We start from the raw sequence: 16,872 nt of genomic DNA on the forward strand, positions 1-16,872 counted from the left end.
GACTATTGGCGATATGCTGCTCTTGCTCAGCCTGTAGGGCAGCCTCAGTCACCTGTTTGATGAGTGGTGTGAGTAGCCCCTCTTTGCCAGTGAGAGGCTTTCCGGCTTTGATATGGGCAATAGCGTCTTCGAGATCGAAAGGAAGGTCTGATTTGGACATGTGTCATCTCCTCTGGTTACAACCAGTTTATGAAAGAAATGACACAGAAATTTGAACACTACCTCAAGAACGAGAAGAGAAACGCCAAGAACAGATGAGTTTGGCGGGATTGTAACAATAGCCCCCTCTGGGGGCTTTCATCATACCACCCGCTTTGCGGGTGGTATTTGATTTTTCTTTAAACGATTTAACCCTCCAAGTAATACAACTGCATTTTTACCATATTGATCTACCGATATCGTCCGAGTATACATTGTATAGTCGTGAGGATTAAATCCATCCTCATTCATTTTCTTCTCGAAAACGTTAATTTTAACAGGAACTTTTAGAGTGACTAATAGGCGTTCATTATTTGCCCAGTTGACACGAGAGGGGCGTTCAACAATCCCTCCGAAAAAAGCAACTTGAGGCATATTATTTTTGCTCAAGTCTTTAATTGTCACAAATCGCTTTATACCCTTGTTCCAAACAGAGGCAATATACTTACCGTCGGGAGAAATATCCATGTCGAGTAAGTCAGCCTCCCTAGTGAAATCCTCAATTTCTAGAGCGTTGAGGTAGCAAGAGAAAATTAAAAGAAAAATAAATATATACTTCCTCATTGGATGTCCTTATTAAAATACTTGAATAAAAAAGCCAATGAATCGTCCTGTTTTATTGGAGGCAATTCAGCTAGTCAGTGAATGAGTGGTCGCATAACTCATCTGGATTTTTATTACAAAGAAGCGGGCAGTGTAGAGGGTAGTTTGGCTTGTCATTCTTTTCATCATTTATTTAAGTTTAGTGTTGATTGGTGCTAAATTGCGCGATTCTTTCATGAGTTCTATAAATATTAAATTTTCTCATAAACAAACGACCAAATCTCTTTTCCTTGTGGATTGCTGCCCGTAAGAAGGTATTTGTTTTTGTTAATAAATTTGAAAACAACCGAAAGAGTGGGCTTGTCATCCATCGTGCTGTCGGAAAAAGTAAGGCTGTTATTGTCGATTGAGTATTGGCCAACGCCTTTACCAATGGTGCCTTTATTATTCCACAGCACATAAAACTTACTTTGTTTTTTCTCGTAGGTAATATATTCCGTCAGTGCTACTGCCCATTGATTGTGATCGTTTTTTTCATAAAGGTTAACGATAATGCCGTTGTTGTCTTCTGTTTTTCGCGTTTTGATTTCTATTTGGGGAATAGGGTTTTGATCTTTCGCTTCCGTAAGCTTCCAGTGGCCAACAAGTTGTTGTAAAGCGGGGTGAAGCGATAAGCGTTCTGATGAGATGGCTTGAGGGGTGAACAGTAAAAGAAAAAGGAAGTGAATATAAGGTCGGGTCTTAATTTTGTTCATGATTTACCCTAAATTGCGTTTAAATTGGCTTGGTAAAAGCACCCTGGCCCAATTCTGTATTTTTGTTTTCAGTGCGCTTTTGAGTGCAAAATGGTTTGTTGTAGTCCGTTATTCTGTACTATCTCCAATCAAAATCTCAACCCATTCTTTAACGGTATGAGTCCTTCCCAGTTGCTGATCATTTTCCTTTTCAATGTCAATGGCGCTCAAGGCGATATCTACCGCGATGGTGTGGTAAACCCCATCAGGGTGGCTGTATCCCGTTTTATCAGCTCGTTGTTTTAGTAGTTGTGCGTAATGGTTTATATCATCGTTGGTAATGTCGTGTTTGCGTAATGCTTTTAAATAGTTCATATGAGTTAGTAATCGAGTGTTGATTCGTATTGGATTAATTTAATCGGCGTCGTTGAGGAGCCGAATTTCTCGTTGTGGGAAGGGAATCTGAATGTTGTTGTCTTTTAATGCTGCGAAAATCGCACGGTTGGTTTTGTATTTTTGTTCAATAAAGACTTCCGTTGGTGCCCAAAACCGAATGCCTAAATTGACGCTGCTGTCGCCGAAGCTGTCAATGCCAATTTGGGCACATCGAGCCTGGCTATTGCCTTCCACATTGGTGATGGTTGTTTCTAAAATAGACAAAGCTTTGTCGATGTCTGTGTGATAGGCCACACCCACCAGCAGTTCGACAACGCGGTCGTTTTGGGAGTTGTGAATAATTTCGCCAATGACATGTTTATTGGGAATGGTGATTTCTTCGCCATCTTCGTTGGTGAGAATGGTAAAGGCCAAATTAATTTCTTTTACCACGCCGGTAACATTTAACAAGTCAATGGTGTCTCCGACCACGTAAGGGCGGGTAAGAATAATATTTAAGCCGGCACCGTAATTAGACAGTAACCCTTGTATGGCGAGGCCTGCTCCTAATGATAGGGCACCAATGGCGGCCACAAAAGGCGTCACGCTAATACCCAATTTGCCCAGCGCGATAATGGCCACCATGACGATGATAATTAACCGAGAAGTATTGGCAATAAATCGGCTTAACGTGATATCAAGTTTATGGCGCGTGCATAATGTGAGCACCCAATTAGAGACTTTTCGAGCGACGAGCACACCCAACATCAAAACAATAATGGCGCCAATGATTTGAAAGCTGTAAGTGATAATGAAAGTGGTTAGCCATTCATATAAGGCGGTAAATTGAGCGATTTCTTCATCTATCATACGGGTATCTCTGTGTGCGCTATTAAGGGCATTCGCATCATTGTACGCTGTAGGGCAGTTTGGGTAGGTAAGGGGTGATCATGGCAGAGGCGTCGGTGTAGATTTTTTCTACATTGGGCATTAACCCTACCTCCATGCGGCGTGAAAGCATGGTGATGGGGAATAAACAGTGGGTAGTGTCTTTTACGCAAGCAGCAGTGCTTTCGCCCAGTTCATCTTCATAGCGGCGCCATTCCAAATTGAAGTCGCGTACAAATTGATCACCCAATACCACACCTAACGCCTGTAATTTTCGTGAATTCGATGATTCGATGAGCCCCCGATTGATCACACGCTGCAATAGCGTGAGATCGTCTTGGTTTTCCCGTAATTGTAAACCAAGCTTTTCTCGGGCAAGTTCATCTACAAATTCTCGTTGACGAGAAAGGTAATTTTTTTCCATCCAAGTGAGGTCACGTAATTGTGGCCAAGTGCGCTCTTCCTCATCGAGCGCGAACGCTGGCAGGCTGATGAGTGTTGATAGTAAGAGAGCTGGAAGCAAGAAACACTTCTTTATTGAAGAGAAAAAAGAAAGGAGTGGCAGTGATGTTGTTGCCATGTAAAACCTCGTATTTCGATCAAAAATTGTTTTGTTTATTCGTCTCTGCTTGTTCGACGTATCTTTAGCGCTGATTATAAGCCTTTGTGACATGATGCCTAGTCACGTTTTCCGATGACTCGTGCTGGGTTGCCGGCCACTTTTGTGTAGGCGGTCACCGATTTGGTGACGACACTGCCTGAGCCAATTACGGCGCCATCGCCAATGGTAACGCCATCCACTACGCACACGTGTGCGCCAATCCAAACATCCGTACCAATTGTGATCCCCTTTGAGGTAACGGGTTGTTCTCTGATGAGTCGATCAGCGTCCATGCCGTGATTAAAAGCATAGAAGCTGCTGTAGGCACCAATCCGTGTATTATCACCGATGGTGATGCCTTGCCGACCGCCATCCATGGTGATGTGATGATTAATGCTGACGTGTTTGCCAAGTTGGAGAGGGCCGTGTAATACCGTATCTGCCGCAATATGAGTGCCCGATCCAATGTGAATGCGACGGCCCGGTTCGGCGAATAATTGGGCATTTTCGGCAATAAAGCAGGCGTCTTCGATGTGAACGGTTTCTAAACGCATCAAAGCGTGTTGAATAGCTGCTTGCCAAGGGTTGGCCCATTCTAAATGTTTCGGTTTTAAGCGCGAATACAGCCAGGGCATGTAATTGAGTCGTTGTTTATGTTGCGCAATATAGTCTTCGGCAGTGGGGGCGTGATGTGGGGGATGACTCATGATGATTTTTTCTCAAATAACGATTTCAGCTATGGACTTGGACGAAACAGCAGCGACGGATCGGCGCATTATGCCCAGAGGTGTAAACGGAGAGAAGAGCACGTAAAAAGAGATGAAAAGTCAGTGAGCCAGAAAGAGCGCCTGCCAGTGTTGATTGAAAAGGGCCAATACTTCTGTTTAGGGTGTCAATTGCAACACGGTTGGGCTAATACCGGTTGCCACCTTACAAAAGCGGAAGCTGATTAGCTTTTTTACGGCGTTCCCGTCGTATCAATGACGTTGTGGCAGGCGCATAGAGCACTGTTTGGCAACGGTTCACTGGGCGTGAAAGTGGGGCCAAACCGCTCACCTTTCAGTGTAGCAATCTCAGTGGTGCTGTTAAGACGGACTTATCATAATGTGATCGTTTGATAAAACTTTCCGAACAGTGTCGCTTCAATATTTTTATTTGCTCTGTGTGTTGCCATAAACGAAATTGATGAGCAAAAAATAGGTGATAAGTGAAAGTTCACCTGCTGCTCACACTCATTAAAAAACATCCATCACAAGAATAAAATAAAGTGTGCCGTGAGTGATATTGGTTTCATCCTGTATTCTCTCTTTGGTGAAGCCTGCTTAAATGAAGCAATAACGTCATATTGGTGTGTGAGACTGATTAAGGTGCATGGCCTATTTTTACCAATGCGTTTTTATCAACGCGTTTTTAACCACGTGCATTTTTGACAAATTGATCGGTCTCATCAATGCTAAAAGTCAATGTATGCCGAGGTGAAGAGTTACCATGCACGTGTTAACTCTGTTGCATTCAAAATTTCACTCATTTTAAAACAACAAAAAATATTATGTTTGATGCAGTGCTTCACCGAAAAAATACGGCAAAAGAACGTCCTTTATCTGCGTTTCATGAATCCCACTTTTCTGTCTCTGCCCCCGCCCGAAGTGCCATCGAGCACTTAATTGGTGATTATCTTATCGTTCGAGCGCAAACCCAGTCTTTGGCAGAACCCTTGGCGGTGGAAGACTACGGCATTCAATCTATGCCGGATGCGAGCCCGACGAAGTGGCATCTTGCCCATACGACTTGGTTTTTCGAAACGTTTATTTTAAAGGCGTTTGTACAAAATTATCGTCTCGTTTGCGACGACTATGAATATTTATTCAATTCTTATTATGAATCGGTTGGGCCGCAATTTACGCGTGCTGAACGTGGGTTGATTTCTCGCCCCACGGTAGAAGAGGTGTATCAATACCGTAGCACGGTGGATGAGCGCCTCATTGATTTTTTAACTCGTCAAACGCCGTCGGCAGAGGTGGTTTCGTTGGTGGTGTTGGGCTTGCATCATGAGCAACAGCATCAAGAATTATTGTTAACCGATATCAAGCATGGGCTTTCTGTTAACCCCATAATGCCGAGTTATTGTGCTCAGACGAATCACGCACAGAGCAAACAGGGCGAGAAAGAAAAGAAGTCGCCCCTTTGGCAAGACTATTCGGGTGGATTGACGACCATTGGTCATAACTCTCAGGCGGCACAGGCTCAACAAAACTCGTCGGACTATCATTTTTCCGACCATCATTCGTCGGACTATCATTCATCGGACTATCAGGGATTTTGTTTCGATAATGAATTGCCTGCCCATAAGGTATACCTGGAGCCTTATCGCTTGTGTTGTGATTTGGTTACCAATGCCGAATTTTTAGATTTTATGGAAGCCGGTGGTTACGACAACCCGCTTTTTTGGTTGTCTGAGGGGTGGGCATGGCGAAAACAACACGCCCTGCAACACCCTCTTTATTGGTTTCAAAAAAACGGTCAGTGGTGGCAATTCACGTTATACGGTGCGCAGCCACTGCGTATGGATGATCCGGTTACCCATGTTTCTTATTTTGAAGCGGAAGCCTTTGCCCATTGGAAGGGGTGTCGTTTGCCGTCTGAGGCAGAATGGGAGCATGCCGCTACGCTGGCGCAGTTCTCCAATCGAACATTCCATTCAATTACCGCTTCAAACAACGCTTCAAACAGTGTTTCAAACAACGCTCAATATGCATCTGGAGAACAGGGGAGTGAAGATGATGGGACAGTTTACCCAGCTTTAGATGGGGTATTTTCCTCAGCCCGCTTTCATCCTACCCAGCACAGTGGCTGCTCTTTTTTATCAAACGCTTCAGAAGCATTAAAAGAGACCTCGCAAACTGTGTCGCTACCAAGAGCGCTTTCTCCAACACCTCTGCGGCAATTATTTGGTTGTGTCTGGCAATGGACCTCAAGCCCATATACGCCTTATCCAGGGTTTAGAACAGCTGAAGGGGCGGTGGGTGAATACAACGGTAAGTTTATGTGCAATCAATGGGTGTTACGGGGTGGCTCTTGCGTCACTCCTAACGGCCATTTGCGTATGAGTTATCGAAATTTTTTCCCTGCTACAGCGCGATGGCAATTTACCGGTATTCGCCTCGCGCAAGATGTGGCCCAGCCAACGTCACCCCCCTGACGACAAATACGGAAGACGTTTATTCATCACCGTCAATTCACTTATTTACCCGTTCTGCTTGTCGTTAACGTGATCAGTGTAAATGGTTTTTCATAGCAGCAATCAATACGTGCAATATAGAGGTATCAAACAGGAGCCCCTTGTGATTACTCAGTCCAATGCCGTACCCCGTCAAGATCTTGCCACCAGCGATGATGAGTTTCTCGAAGATGTGCTAGATGGCTTATCTCAACGGCAAAAAACCCTTCCCTGTAAATATTTTTACGATGAACGCGGATCTCAGTTGTTCGATGATATTTGCCAAACCGAAGATTATTATGTGACGCGCACTGAGCGAGCCATTATGGAGCGCTATATCCCGGAAATGGCTGCATTGGTGGGGCCGGGGGCGAGTATTTTGGAGTTTGGTTCCGGTGTGGGGGAGAAAATTCGACGGCTGCTGACGAGCCTTGAGGCGCCGCATTCTTATACACCGATGGATATTTCTTACGAGCCATTAATGGCTTCTGCCGAGCAATTGCGACAAGAGTTCCCATCGTTAACGGTTGATCCGGTGTGTGGTGACTATTTACAACCTTGGCCCTCTATGCCGGTGTTTTTACGTTCGTCCCAGCGTTTGGTGTATTTTCCGGGTTCCACATTAAGTAATTTTACGCCTGAACAGGCCAGTGATTTTCTATCGCGCATTGCGAAATTACTGGGCAGTGGGGGGGGGTTATTAATTGGTGTGGATTTAATCAAACCCATTGAGGTGTTGCATGATGCTTACAATGATCGTGAAGGTGTGACGGCTGAATTCAATAAAAATGTTTTATCGCGAATTAATCAAGCGTTAGACGGTAATTTTAATCTTGAGTCGTTTGAGCATAATGCTTTTTTTAATGAACAGCATAATCGCATTGAAATGCATTTGTGCAGCCAGGTTGATCAGCGTGTTGAGATTGCCGGGCAAGAGTTCCGTTTCTCTCAAGGTGAATCTATTCATACAGAAAACTCTTACAAATACAGTACCCAGCATTTACACCAACTGTTCAGCCGAACAGGGTATCGCGTGGTGGATTTTTGGACGGATCCTAATCAGTATTTCAGCGTACATTACTGTACCGTCCAATAAGCACGGCATCTGTTACACTAGGGGCGATGTATTCTAATTACTATTATCGCCTCTATGATTACCGTTATTGACGAACACCCCGATTTCCTGATTACCCTAAAACCCGCCAACGTTGATTTTCATGATTGCGACGGAGAGCCGGGTTTTATGTCGCGCCTCTCTCGCCAATTCGGCAAACCCCTCTGGCCTGTTCATCGGCTGGATAAACCCACCTCTGGATTATTGCTTGTGGCCACCTCTGCACAGGCGTGTGCGGCATTGTCTGCCCAATTTTCTGAGCGGCAGGTGGAAAAGTTTTACCTTGCGCTCGCTCACGGTCGTCCGAAAAAAAAGCAAGGGTTAATTAAAGGTGACATGGCACGCAGCCGGCGGGGCAGTTGGAAACTGCTTCCTACGACGACGAACCCTGCGATAACGCAATTTTTTTCTTATGGAGCAGGGCCTGGGCGTCGTCTCTATTTGCTTAAACCCCACACCGGCAAGACTCACCAATTACGTGTCGCCTTAAAGTCGTTATCCGCTCCGATTGAGGGGGATTCGCTTTATGGGGGTGAGCCATCGACCCGTTTGCATCTTCATGCCTTTCAATTAGGCTTTGAGTGGGAAGGGCAGTGGCGTCGGTATCAACAATTGCCCACTGAAGACTTTCAGGCGATGGTTGAGCGTTTTGCACCGAAGGAATGGCAAGCTCCTCATCAGTTGTTGTGGCCGACGGTTGGTAAAGGCACAGAATGAAGAGGGCAAACATCAGCTTGTTGGGAGGGGCGGTTGTGTTGATTGCCCTGTTGGGGTGGTTTCTGAGTGGATCTTTCGATGCTCCCATTATTTCTGAAGGGCCGACTATACCTAGCGTTGTGCATACCCCTTGCCCGGAATGGGTTCAAGACAATGCACAAGTCTTAACCCATAATATTGAGTGTGGATATTATACCACCCCCGGAAGTAAGGAATCATATGAATTACCTTTTGTGGTCTTTCGGTTAATCAAGACAGAGGAAACACCCTCGGTGCCACTGCTTTACCTACAGGGTGGGCCGGGGCAAAGTCTGCGTTTACGTCAGGGGCAATCGCTGCGCGATTGGCAAGATTGGCTGGCGGTTACCGAACTTAAGCGTGACTTGGTGTTGTTTGATCCAAGAGGGGTGAGCCAACCCAGCCAGTATGCCTGCAAAGCGTTCGATAGCGATACCGCTTGGCTACTTCGGCGGGACGTGGCGCTTGAAGAAGAATATCAGCGAGGCTTTCAGCAATTATCTCAATGCCTTAACGGTCGTGGGCAGGCGCTGCAGGATTTTGGCACTTTAGCCAATGCGGAAGACGCGCTGGGGATGATGCAGCACTTGGGATATGAGCGTTTTAGTGTATTTGGGGTGTCTTATGGTACGAGGCTGGCCAGTGCCATTGCCCAAAAAGCGCCGGAGAGGGTCAGTCATTTAATTTTAGATTCAGTATACCCACCTAACGATAATAGCGAATCCCAGTGGCCATACCGGCTGCGTCATGCTTTTAATCGTTTTTTCCAAGCCTGTACGTCCTATGGCCAATGTCTTTTAGATGAAGCAGTTTTTTGGCGAGCGGTAGCACACTTGGATAAGCAACCTCTGACAGTAGAAGTGTCTTTGTGGGACGAACCCGGCGTTTTACCGGTGGTGATCAATGCAGACCGACTCATCGGCATCGTGTTTTTTGCGTTTTACGATCAATACTTTTACGCAATGTTGAATGACATTATTCAGGATGTGTTGGTGCTCAGCGGCGATACCCCTCCCGGTATGTTATTGATGGAACACCACCTTACCCCTTCAGGTAGGCTTAAACAGTTGGTAGAGGTGTACACCAATAGCCAGTTAGATACCGGATTTAATAACTGGGTATTTTTTACCACACAGTGTTTAGACAATGCGCTAACCAACGAAGCGCAATTTCTTGAGTTTGCGAATGAGGATAAACGTTGGGCATCTCGTGTTGTGTTTCATGGCAACCAAGATATTTGTGCGTTGATGCAGCAGCGTCTTCAATCTCAAGGTGAAAGAACATTGTTCACCCAAGAAGGCGTGATTAAAGCCTTTCATGATGAAGCCGATGCCCCAATATCGGTGCCCACATTGATGTTAAATGGTGTGTTTGATCCCATTACCCCCATCGAAGAGGCCGCGAATGCGACGGCGTATTTTTCTACTGTGGCCTTGGTTGCGGTGCCATTAATGGGGCACAGTGTTGTCAGTAGCAGCCTTTGTCCGGAAAGTTTGATTGAGCCTTTTTTATCCTCTTCTTCCCCGATAGCTGATTTACACACGCTTCAAAAGGAGGCAAAGACATTATCCGATATGGACCCATCAGTGTATTTTGATATGCAACCCGAATCAGTCATCGCAGCGAATGATGCGTTTTGCCGCCTTTTTAAAAAAGCGTTTCACAATAATGGTGAAAAAAAGCACTAAATTAGAGTGCTGTACGGGATAGAAACGAATCGACTATGATGAGAAAATCAATCACTTGAAACCCATAAGGCTTTCGGTATTATTGCGCCCCCATTTGGGTTTATACGCCAAATGGGATTCATCAATGAGAACAAAAAAACGTCAATACCGTTGTTAACATCTGGCTGGTTACATGCATTTTTATCTCTGCGTTCGTGCACAATCCCTAACGATTGCCAAAGCGGCTTTGGCCGAGGCAGGTGCCGTGATTATTCGCAGCCAAGTGGATAAAATTCAACCGGCGTTGCGCAATTTATCGGAAGCGTTAGTGGATCGGGGCATGGCGTGGCGATTAGGCGAGACCAGCTTTTATTGGTTGGAAGTGGAGCATAAAGTGATTCACTTGGCTCAATGGCTGCGTTTTAGCTGCGTAGAATTGGCTTTAGATTATCAATGGTTGCAAACCCAATTGAAGCTTATTCGGGGTCTTAAAGGGGCGGCTTATGTTGAAGCGGCGTATCGCTGGTGTAAAAAGTTTACCCTAAAATCTCAATCTCGCCCTGTTCACGTTCAGTTTCAAGAACCCGATTGTGAAGAAGTGACTTCCCTAAACGAAGGCGAGAAAGATACTCCGCTCGTTGATGCAGACCATACGGCCGTCGTTGAGACCGTCGTTGAGACAGTAGTTGAGGCTATTGCTGAAACCGTACCACCTTCTCTGGCGGTAGGAGAAACCGTTCCTTTGTTTACAAGTGAATTGTTTTCGGGGGAATTATTCGCCGATGAGAAAACGCATTTAACCACCAAAAAATCGGTTTCTAGCAATGCTAAAGTGAATCGTTCATCATCAACATCCAATCATAACGTTCGTCACACCGGTATACCGGAACAAGGTTATTTACCCGGCCTTGGTAAACCGAAACGCGAGTTTATAAAACGAACCCAAGCCATCCGCGAAGAGCAGTTGGATATGTTTGGAAAATAGCGCCAAACCTTATTTGCATTGCATGCTTTCTCAAGGTTTTTTTCATCCCTCTCTTTACTATCTCCTTTACTTTTCCTAGATTTAATTTCCCAGTGCATCTGTGCTATGCGCATCAATAAAAAGGCAGCTCATTCCTATGGCGGTTCTCTGGCAGCAACACCTTAATCGTACCCATTATAAAGTGACTCAAGCCGGTAACAGTTTACGTTTGTATCGAGACGGTATATTCCACAGCCAATTTAATGAACAGACTTTGGTCAGTGGTGCCGTGTGGGATTTATTATTGTTGCCTGCCTTTTTTCTTCCTTCCCAACAAGTTCGCCGTGTGTTGGTGCTCGGAGTAGGAGGGGGCGCCGTTATGCGTATGTTAATGCATTGTTTTCCTGAAGCGGAGATTCATGGTGTAGAAAAAGACCCAGTACACCTCGATGTTGCTCAGAATTGGTTCGGTGTTCAGGGTGAGAAAATCACCTTACATGAGCATTGTGCAAAACAATGGGTAGAACAATTTTCTGGCGAGCCTTTTGATGTCATTATTGACGATGTTTTTGGTGGCTTAAAATCCGATCCAGAGCGAGCCATTATGGTAGATGAAGATTGGGTCGCTTTATTGAATAACATGAAAAGAAAAAATGGCGTGCTCGCCTTTAATTTTGATACAACACAAAAAGCCCATGGCTCTGTGCTGTCAAATAAAAGCGCGTGTAAGCGTTTAGGTCTTATCAATAAAAAGTCATTAACGACGGAAGGGTTTTTAAATCAAATTGTTGTTGCCAGTGAGGCATCATTAAATGAAAACGATTTTGCTTCGCGCCTTAAAAAAATAAAAGCACTAAACGCCGATTATCGCGGGTGTCGCTTGCGGCATTCTGTGTGGTCTTTTTGATTTGATTTGTTTGTTGAGGCTAGAGGCCGTATTGTTGATGGCTTGTATCGATAGGGATTAAAAAATAGGGTCGTTTGGGCTGAGAAGTTGTCTGTTGGTGTTATGGTAAAAATGATATTTTTTCTGTGTAATAGAGATTTAGTATTGCTGGCACAGCTAGTACCTTTTAATACCAAAGTTCTAGTGCTTTAGGGTAATTGTCTTCATTCTACAATATGGGGCATTATTGGAATCAGCAGGGCCTTTCCACGAATGGTAGTGCGTTGAGTGGGCAAAAGGAGATGTGTATGAGAGGTTATTTATGGAGAAAACTCAATGTTGGTAAACCCACTAATGGCGATTGTGTTTTTGGCTGTTTTCACCGTAACAGTTCACAGTGAGAATAAGCTGCCAGCTATATCCGTTTCGCAAGCCAAGAGTCGGGTACTTATTGACGATGTGGTATCTTGGCAATCAGATGAGAATGCCAAGCGCTGTCTGAATGACAACAAGGGCGATAATCTCTATACCGACCAGATGCTATCGCTCAGTTGCATAGGCTACGATATCCATCATTTTTCACAACTTCGCTATTTAACCAATTTACAAAATTTAGATTTGTCGAATAATGACCTCGCTCATCTTGATATTTCTGATAATGCTGCATTAACCAGGCTTAATCTAAACTGGAACAGTATTGATCGAATCGACGTTTCCAAAAATACAGCCTTAACGCACTTATGGATCGGACACAATCAGCTTACGCACTTGGATATTTCAGCTAATACTTCGTTAGTCGATCTTTATGTGGGTAACAACCAACTTATGCATCTTGATGTTTCGAAGAACACAGCATTACGGGTGTTGAGTATTCAAAATAATTATCTTGTTTATTTAGATATCTCACACAACTCTGGATTAACAGAGCTCTCTGCGTACAATAACCAACTAACGAAAATAAATACCTCCCAGAATGCCTCGTTGGCAGGGCTTCATCTGAATGGTAACCGTCTGACTGAGATAGACCTGTCTTCTAATGTTGCCTTAGTTGATCTGCGAGTTAATGATAACCGACTTACTAGCCTTAACATTTCTAATAACGCTGCGCTAAAGTATTTTTTTGCTAACAATAACCTTTTATCTGAAGTTCCTGTTGGTTTAGAAAGGGTTGTGGGCGAACAGTCGCATGTCTATTTGAGGGGTAACCCTTTTGGTAGAGGCTCAAAAAAAAGGTTAAAGAAACTTGAGAAATTTGCATCTAATTCTCATTTTTATTACTGATAGTTTTATTTTTAACGAGCGGGATACATTCTAAATTCTCTTCTTGGAGAAGGTGCTGAACGAATGTTAGAGTAGAATATCGAGAGCTTCTTTTGTCAAAAATTGATTCGATACCAGCCTCAAAACCAGAAGCGCTCGTTTTTTGCAAATAGAAGTGTCAGATTCAGTTGTAACCATTACAGATAAGTAATTATGAACGATAAAGCATACTTTAACGAACTTCTAGTGCGTTCAGCCCAAATCGCTGCAGTCAGTGATCCATATGCCCGGTGGTCTGTGAGGAGAGAGATCGGGAGGGTACAAGGGGTATGAGGTATCGAGTATGAGAATAACTCTACGGGCTGCTCAAGAAAGTGATGTCCCATACTTACTAGAGTTGAGAAGGCTCACTATGGGCAGTTATCTTGAGAAGGATGGGGTTCCAAATACAGATGAGGAGAATCTCAACCGTATACGTTACAATTTTAAAGATGCTCAGCTGATAGGGTTTTGCGGCAAGTTAGCAGGATTATTTAAAGCAAGTTACTTGCCTCATAGTCATCAGTGGTATTTGTTTCAAATTCAAATACACCCCGATTTTCAAAATAAGAAAATTGGTAGCCATCTGGTTAAAGTTTTAATCGACAGAGCCTCAAGTCAAGGCGCTAAGGTGGGGTTAAGTGTTTTAAAAAGTAACCCTGCAATAAAATTCTATACAGATCTCGGTTTTAAGGTTATTCAAGAAGATGATTGTGAGTTTGAGCTTTTGTATGAAGAGTAAGTCAGTGCGGGTGTGCTGTCGTTAGAGTCATATCAACGTACTTCCGCAGTGGGCGGATAGTTCAACAAATTGCTTCAGTAACACCTTATTCCGTCACTTCAACCCCACGCCAAAACGCCACATAGTTTTTTATCTTGTTTGCCTTGGGCTTTGGATCAGGATAATACCATGCAGCATCTTTGTTGGTTTTACCGTCCACGCTTACGGAATAGTAGTGAGCTTTACCTTTCCAGAAACAACTGCTTGTAGTGTCGCTGTTTTCAAAACACGCCTTCTCCAGTGCTTCGGCGGGAAAGTAATGGTTGTTTTCGACAACAATAGTGTCATCGCTCTCAGCAATGACTTTACCGTTCCACATCGCTTTCATGGTTTCTCCTGCAGGCAGTATATAAAAATAAAATCTATGTAGTAGTACGCAAAGGGGTGAGAAGTGGATGCATCAGAAACTGTTGATGTTGATTGGTTGCCCCCTACACAAACAGAAACTCTTGGCACGAGTCAGCCATGAAATCTCCTAGGGGAAAGAATTCACATATTTTGTTAAAATACACGGATGAAAATCACTACTGGGCAATACAAAATTATGGAGAGCAACATAAAGAGTGTGGCACTCCAAAAATGAAACAAAGTGATTCGTGAAAAACAACAAAAAATTTCTAAATGCCTAAATTTGACGCCGCAATAAATTGGCCCACAAACTCAAAAAAAGCTCATGGGCCAGCCAAACAACTTATTTCTTACGATCTGACAATTTGATTTCAATGACCACTTTACGTCCCTCCCAGAACAACGAGAAACTCAGTCTTCGAATAACCTCCCCAAACACCGTCATCAACAACACAAAGACAGCTAAGGCCATTTGTAAAAGATCAGTGGCAAGATAAAACCCAGACACCTCAAAAAGGCTGTACAACAATGTAAGACTTTTCATTGCGTATATCCAATGGTTAATAGTGAAATGTGTGTGAGTAACTTTGATGGGAGACCATTTTAGAGTTGGTCATTTTTTGAACTGCGAAACAAATCACGAAAAATTGGCGGTGATAGACCTAGTCATTGTAGATATTTTTAGTTATCGAAGAATTGGTTTTGCGCTATTACGGAAATAAGAAGAAATACGCGTCACTGCTATTTTTATTACATATGACAGTAATGACAGTAATGAATGGTTATAAGTGAGAGTAATAGGGGTGATGGGGTTCGACCGACGGAGTACATGCCAAATTGGAGTGAGAACAGTAGGCTCAGAAAAGGTGGATTCTTACTAAACCCACCCCAAAGACTCACAAAGGAGGAAGAGAACCATACCCCTTTTCAAACTCTATTTTGAAACACACCTTTAACTCACTTTTTGACAACTGATCGCCAGCGAATTCTTCACAGCGTGCCACAGAGATTGCTAGGCAGTTGAAGATAGGTCGCTCAACGGTAGAATGCTAGAACTCAGTCAGATATAGAGCTAAACTTGGCTCTATATCTGACTACGTATTTGAATGGCGAAACCTGGAGGTTAATATGTTGCAGAAAGTTATGTGTGGTTACACCGTACCCATTAGCAAATTTAAATCCAATCCAAGTGCGGCTATGAACGAAGCCCAAGGCGATGCGATCGCCGTTTCTTCTAATAATGAGATCCAGTTCTATGCTGTGCCCGCTGCACTTTTTGAAGAAATGACAGCCTTTTGTGAATACGCTCAGCGCGGAGAAGCTGAGTTAAAAAGCATTCCTGCCAAATTCACAGGTGAAGGCTTAGACATAGAAAAATTTGCCGATGAAATGGCAACAAAGCTTAAAAATAACACGTCTGGAGACTACGAAGAATGGCCGTAAAAAACATACAAATTCCCCCGAAAAAGGGGCAAAACAAGCCACTGGTTATTTGCGAGTTCGAAGAGAAAGAGGCGCCAACAACTACCGGTCATTTTATCGCTGGGGAAGCTGAATTGAAGAAAGTCGCTGATAAAATGGCAAAATCATTAACCAAAAATAAAATGAGTTAGCGGATGGTTAGAATCTTTACGCACAAAGACCTGAAAGATTCTCTTGGCGAGCAAAAAACCAAATCGTTGGTTGATGACTTCCGAGCTTACAAAGAAGGGAAAGGCTTACCAGCCACCTTTGGCAGAGATGTTCCTTACGACTTTACCCACAACCGTTCCTATCTTGAATTACAGCACCTGCATTTTAAGGAAAGCGGTTTTCCTCTTAAGCTTGTGCAGTTCCGACGTACAAGTGGGTATGTACTTGTATATTGCCCAGGCTTCTTTAATCCAAACACTTACCTTCTCATTGCGATCATCAAGCATTGGGATCACAGAAAGCCAAATGATATGGTGGGAACAGATCGAGATACCAGTCTAATGTCGGTACTGGAAACGATTGCAGAAGGGTTCCGAGAAAAATTCTAACGTAAAAAGTTGACGGGTATCTGGAGATTAATTCAACCAAAAATTTTAGCTATCCATTTCATTTTTAATTTGCAGGATAGATTCTAAATTCTTTTCCCGGAAGTGATAACACGTGATGAGAGCCTGACCAGCTCGTAAGCATTTCGTATTTCAATGTTTGTTGTATAAATTGCTCAAAAAAACAGTGCATTTCATCGGCAGTATCCGCACAACAATATAAAGGTTGAATAGAAAAATCAGTAAGGTGTTCGAGTTTTAAAAGCCCATCCACATAACCGGTTAGGCTCATATCATCGGGGCGGGTGATGAATACCTGAGTGTGTTCATCGTCAGGGGTATCGAATTCTTCTTGTCGTAATTGTTCTACCAGTTTTTTTACTTGTTCGTTTAGGTTTTTCTCATTAATTTCACCTTTTCCACCATAACGGTAACCGGCAGTTGCCAATACTTTCGTTGTCATTTTTTGGTCTCTTTTTGTTTTGTTATTGCCTACCGGTTTGT

The 16,872-nt window shown here is 43.7% G+C and carries 21 protein-coding genes and 1 pseudogene; 12 read left to right on the plus strand and 10 right to left on the minus strand.

Translation table 11 applies throughout. The annotated features are described in order from the left end of the window. The 7 genes and pseudogenes from LU351_RS16430 to LU351_RS16460 all read right to left on the minus strand — a co-directional run. Nucleotides 1-160, minus strand: a pseudogene (locus LU351_RS16430) (IS256 family transposase); the annotation flags it as partial. Between the two features lie 140 nt (nt 161-300). Next, nucleotides 301-666 carry a hypothetical protein gene (locus LU351_RS16435; protein ID WP_232595179.1) on the minus strand — a complete coding sequence of 122 codons (366 nt, stop codon included), beginning with the start codon at nt 664-666 and terminating at the stop codon, nt 301-303. A 326-nt stretch (nt 667-992) separates the two neighbouring features. Next, nucleotides 993-1,496, minus strand: a complete 504-nt coding sequence (locus tag LU351_RS16440) for a hypothetical protein (RefSeq protein WP_232595180.1) — start codon at nt 1,494-1,496, stop codon at nt 993-995. 108 nt (nt 1,497-1,604) lie between these two features. Next, nucleotides 1,605-1,850, minus strand: coding sequence for a hypothetical protein (locus LU351_RS16445; RefSeq protein WP_232595181.1), 246 nt, complete (start codon nt 1,848-1,850; stop codon nt 1,605-1,607). Between the two features lie 39 nt (nt 1,851-1,889). Next, complete coding sequence (locus LU351_RS16450) at nt 1,890-2,720, minus strand: mechanosensitive ion channel family protein (protein ID WP_232595182.1); 831 nt, start codon at nt 2,718-2,720, stop codon at nt 1,890-1,892. A gap of 37 nt (nt 2,721-2,757) precedes the next feature. Beyond that, entirely contained in the window at nt 2,758-3,318 is a 561-nt protein-coding gene (locus tag LU351_RS16455; RefSeq protein WP_232595183.1) for a DUF3806 domain-containing protein, read from the minus strand. A 98-nt stretch (nt 3,319-3,416) separates the two neighbouring features. Then, nucleotides 3,417-4,046: an acyltransferase gene (locus LU351_RS16460; RefSeq protein ID WP_232595184.1), complete on the minus strand. Its 630-nt coding sequence runs from the start codon at nt 4,044-4,046 to the stop codon at nt 3,417-3,419. Between LU351_RS16460 and LU351_RS16465 the strand changes: the two genes are divergently transcribed. The 9 genes from LU351_RS16465 to LU351_RS16505 all read left to right on the plus strand — a co-directional run bounded on the left by LU351_RS16465 (nt 4,038) and on the right by LU351_RS16505 (nt 13,963). Next, nucleotides 4,038-4,292: a hypothetical protein gene (locus LU351_RS16465; protein ID WP_232595185.1), complete on the plus strand. Its 255-nt coding sequence runs from the start codon at nt 4,038-4,040 to the stop codon at nt 4,290-4,292. The two genes, LU351_RS16460 and LU351_RS16465, sit on opposite strands and share 9 nt — an antisense overlap. Nucleotides 4,293-4,888: 596 nt before the next feature. Next, nucleotides 4,889-6,538 carry an ergothioneine biosynthesis protein EgtB gene (egtB, locus tag LU351_RS16470; RefSeq protein ID WP_232595186.1) on the plus strand — a complete coding sequence of 550 codons (1,650 nt, stop codon included), beginning with the start codon at nt 4,889-4,891 and terminating at the stop codon, nt 6,536-6,538. A 142-nt stretch (nt 6,539-6,680) separates the two neighbouring features. After that, nucleotides 6,681-7,652, plus strand: a complete 972-nt coding sequence (gene egtD, locus LU351_RS16475; RefSeq protein WP_232595187.1) for an L-histidine N(alpha)-methyltransferase — start codon at nt 6,681-6,683, stop codon at nt 7,650-7,652. 54 nt (nt 7,653-7,706) lie between these two features. Next, nucleotides 7,707-8,387 carry a TIGR01621 family pseudouridine synthase gene (locus LU351_RS16480; protein WP_232595188.1) on the plus strand — a complete coding sequence of 227 codons (681 nt, stop codon included), beginning with the start codon at nt 7,707-7,709 and terminating at the stop codon, nt 8,385-8,387. Further along, nucleotides 8,384-10,093, plus strand: coding sequence for an alpha/beta fold hydrolase (locus LU351_RS16485; protein WP_232595189.1), 1,710 nt, complete (start codon nt 8,384-8,386; stop codon nt 10,091-10,093). The genes LU351_RS16480 and LU351_RS16485 overlap by 4 nt, the downstream gene beginning before the upstream one ends. 172 nt (nt 10,094-10,265) lie before the next feature. Further along, entirely contained in the window at nt 10,266-11,057 is a 792-nt protein-coding gene (locus LU351_RS16490) for a hypothetical protein (protein WP_232595190.1), read from the plus strand. Between the two features lie 136 nt (nt 11,058-11,193). Beyond that, nucleotides 11,194-11,943: a polyamine aminopropyltransferase gene (locus tag LU351_RS16495; protein ID WP_232595191.1), complete on the plus strand. Its 750-nt coding sequence runs from the start codon at nt 11,194-11,196 to the stop codon at nt 11,941-11,943. Between the two features lie 315 nt (nt 11,944-12,258). Further along, on the plus strand, nt 12,259-13,203 hold the full coding sequence (locus LU351_RS16500) for a leucine-rich repeat domain-containing protein (protein WP_232595192.1): 945 nt from the start codon (nt 12,259-12,261) through the stop codon (nt 13,201-13,203). A gap of 391 nt (nt 13,204-13,594) precedes the next feature. Beyond that, nucleotides 13,595-13,963, plus strand: a complete 369-nt coding sequence (locus LU351_RS16505; protein WP_232595193.1) for a GNAT family N-acetyltransferase — start codon at nt 13,595-13,597, stop codon at nt 13,961-13,963. Nucleotides 13,964-14,048: 85 nt separating this feature from the next. Here the strand turns inward: LU351_RS16505 and LU351_RS16510 are convergent, their stop codons facing one another. Continuing rightward, on the minus strand, nt 14,049-14,330 hold the full coding sequence (locus LU351_RS16510) for a DUF427 domain-containing protein (RefSeq protein ID WP_232595194.1): 282 nt from the start codon (nt 14,328-14,330) through the stop codon (nt 14,049-14,051). Between the two features lie 363 nt (nt 14,331-14,693). Continuing rightward, a complete protein-coding gene (locus tag LU351_RS16515; protein WP_232595195.1) occupies nt 14,694-14,894 on the minus strand; it encodes a hypothetical protein in 201 nt (66 codons plus the stop codon). Nucleotides 14,895-15,478: 584 nt separating this feature from the next. On the opposite strand from LU351_RS16515, the gene LU351_RS16520 reads away from it, so the two are divergent. The 3 genes from LU351_RS16520 to LU351_RS16530 are packed head-to-tail and all read left to right on the plus strand — an operon-like array spanning nt 15,479 to nt 16,371. Continuing rightward, nucleotides 15,479-15,793: a hypothetical protein gene (locus LU351_RS16520; RefSeq protein WP_232595196.1), complete on the plus strand. Its 315-nt coding sequence runs from the start codon at nt 15,479-15,481 to the stop codon at nt 15,791-15,793. Beyond that, nucleotides 15,784-15,963 carry a hypothetical protein gene (locus LU351_RS16525; RefSeq protein WP_232595197.1) on the plus strand — a complete coding sequence of 60 codons (180 nt, stop codon included), beginning with the start codon at nt 15,784-15,786 and terminating at the stop codon, nt 15,961-15,963. The genes LU351_RS16520 and LU351_RS16525 overlap by 10 nt, the downstream gene beginning before the upstream one ends. Before the next feature lie 3 nt (nt 15,964-15,966). Continuing rightward, the gene (locus LU351_RS16530; protein WP_232595198.1) at nt 15,967-16,371 is read left to right on the plus strand and encodes a type II toxin-antitoxin system YafO family toxin; all 405 of its coding nucleotides are present in this window, start codon (nt 15,967-15,969) and stop codon (nt 16,369-16,371) included. A gap of 64 nt (nt 16,372-16,435) precedes the next feature. On the opposite strand, the gene LU351_RS16535 is transcribed toward LU351_RS16530, so the two are convergent. Further along, nucleotides 16,436-16,831 (minus strand): hypothetical protein, encoded by a 396-nt coding sequence (locus LU351_RS16535; protein WP_232595199.1) that lies wholly within the window; start codon nt 16,829-16,831, stop codon nt 16,436-16,438. Between the last annotated feature and the right edge of the window lie 41 nt (nt 16,832-16,872).

Source organism: Marinibactrum halimedae (genome assembly GCF_021234875.1).
GTDB classification, from domain to species: domain Bacteria; phylum Pseudomonadota; class Gammaproteobacteria; order Pseudomonadales; family Cellvibrionaceae; genus Marinibactrum; species Marinibactrum halimedae.

Excerpts from the sequence above, each read along its gene's own strand:
- LU351_RS16530 (WP_232595198.1), top strand. The coding sequence starts at position 15,967 with ATGGTTAGAATCTTTACGCACAAAGACCTGAAAGATTCTCTTGGCGAG.
- LU351_RS16490 (WP_232595190.1), top strand. The coding sequence starts at position 10,266 with ATGCATTTTTATCTCTGCGTTCGTGCACAATCCCTAACGATTGCCAAA.
- LU351_RS16515 (WP_232595195.1), bottom strand. The coding sequence starts at position 14,894 with ATGAAAAGTCTTACATTGTTGTACAGCCTTTTTGAGGTGTCTGGGTTT.
- LU351_RS16450 (WP_232595182.1), bottom strand. The coding sequence starts at position 2,720 with ATGATAGATGAAGAAATCGCTCAATTTACCGCCTTATATGAATGGCTA.
- LU351_RS16440 (WP_232595180.1), bottom strand. The coding sequence starts at position 1,496 with ATGAACAAAATTAAGACCCGACCTTATATTCACTTCCTTTTTCTTTTA.
- LU351_RS16525 (WP_232595197.1), top strand. The coding sequence starts at position 15,784 with ATGGCCGTAAAAAACATACAAATTCCCCCGAAAAAGGGGCAAAACAAG.
- LU351_RS16445 (WP_232595181.1), bottom strand. The coding sequence starts at position 1,850 with ATGAACTATTTAAAAGCATTACGCAAACACGACATTACCAACGATGAT.
- LU351_RS16465 (WP_232595185.1), top strand. The coding sequence starts at position 4,038 with ATGACTCATGATGATTTTTTCTCAAATAACGATTTCAGCTATGGACTT.
- LU351_RS16510 (WP_232595194.1), bottom strand. The coding sequence starts at position 14,330 with ATGAAAGCGATGTGGAACGGTAAAGTCATTGCTGAGAGCGATGACACT.
- LU351_RS16535 (WP_232595199.1), bottom strand. The coding sequence starts at position 16,831 with ATGACAACGAAAGTATTGGCAACTGCCGGTTACCGTTATGGTGGAAAA.
- LU351_RS16480 (WP_232595188.1), top strand. The coding sequence starts at position 7,707 with ATGATTACCGTTATTGACGAACACCCCGATTTCCTGATTACCCTAAAA.
- LU351_RS16435 (WP_232595179.1), bottom strand. The coding sequence starts at position 666 with ATGGATATTTCTCCCGACGGTAAGTATATTGCCTCTGTTTGGAACAAG.
- LU351_RS16505 (WP_232595193.1), top strand. The coding sequence starts at position 13,595 with ATGGGCAGTTATCTTGAGAAGGATGGGGTTCCAAATACAGATGAGGAG.
- LU351_RS16495 (WP_232595191.1), top strand. The coding sequence starts at position 11,194 with ATGGCGGTTCTCTGGCAGCAACACCTTAATCGTACCCATTATAAAGTG.
- egtB (WP_232595186.1), top strand. The coding sequence starts at position 4,889 with ATGTTTGATGCAGTGCTTCACCGAAAAAATACGGCAAAAGAACGTCCT.
- LU351_RS16485 (WP_232595189.1), top strand. The coding sequence starts at position 8,384 with ATGAAGAGGGCAAACATCAGCTTGTTGGGAGGGGCGGTTGTGTTGATT.
- LU351_RS16500 (WP_232595192.1), top strand. The coding sequence starts at position 12,259 with ATGTTGGTAAACCCACTAATGGCGATTGTGTTTTTGGCTGTTTTCACC.
- LU351_RS16460 (WP_232595184.1), bottom strand. The coding sequence starts at position 4,046 with ATGAGTCATCCCCCACATCACGCCCCCACTGCCGAAGACTATATTGCG.
- LU351_RS16455 (WP_232595183.1), bottom strand. The coding sequence starts at position 3,318 with ATGGCAACAACATCACTGCCACTCCTTTCTTTTTTCTCTTCAATAAAG.
- LU351_RS16520 (WP_232595196.1), top strand. The coding sequence starts at position 15,479 with ATGTTGCAGAAAGTTATGTGTGGTTACACCGTACCCATTAGCAAATTT.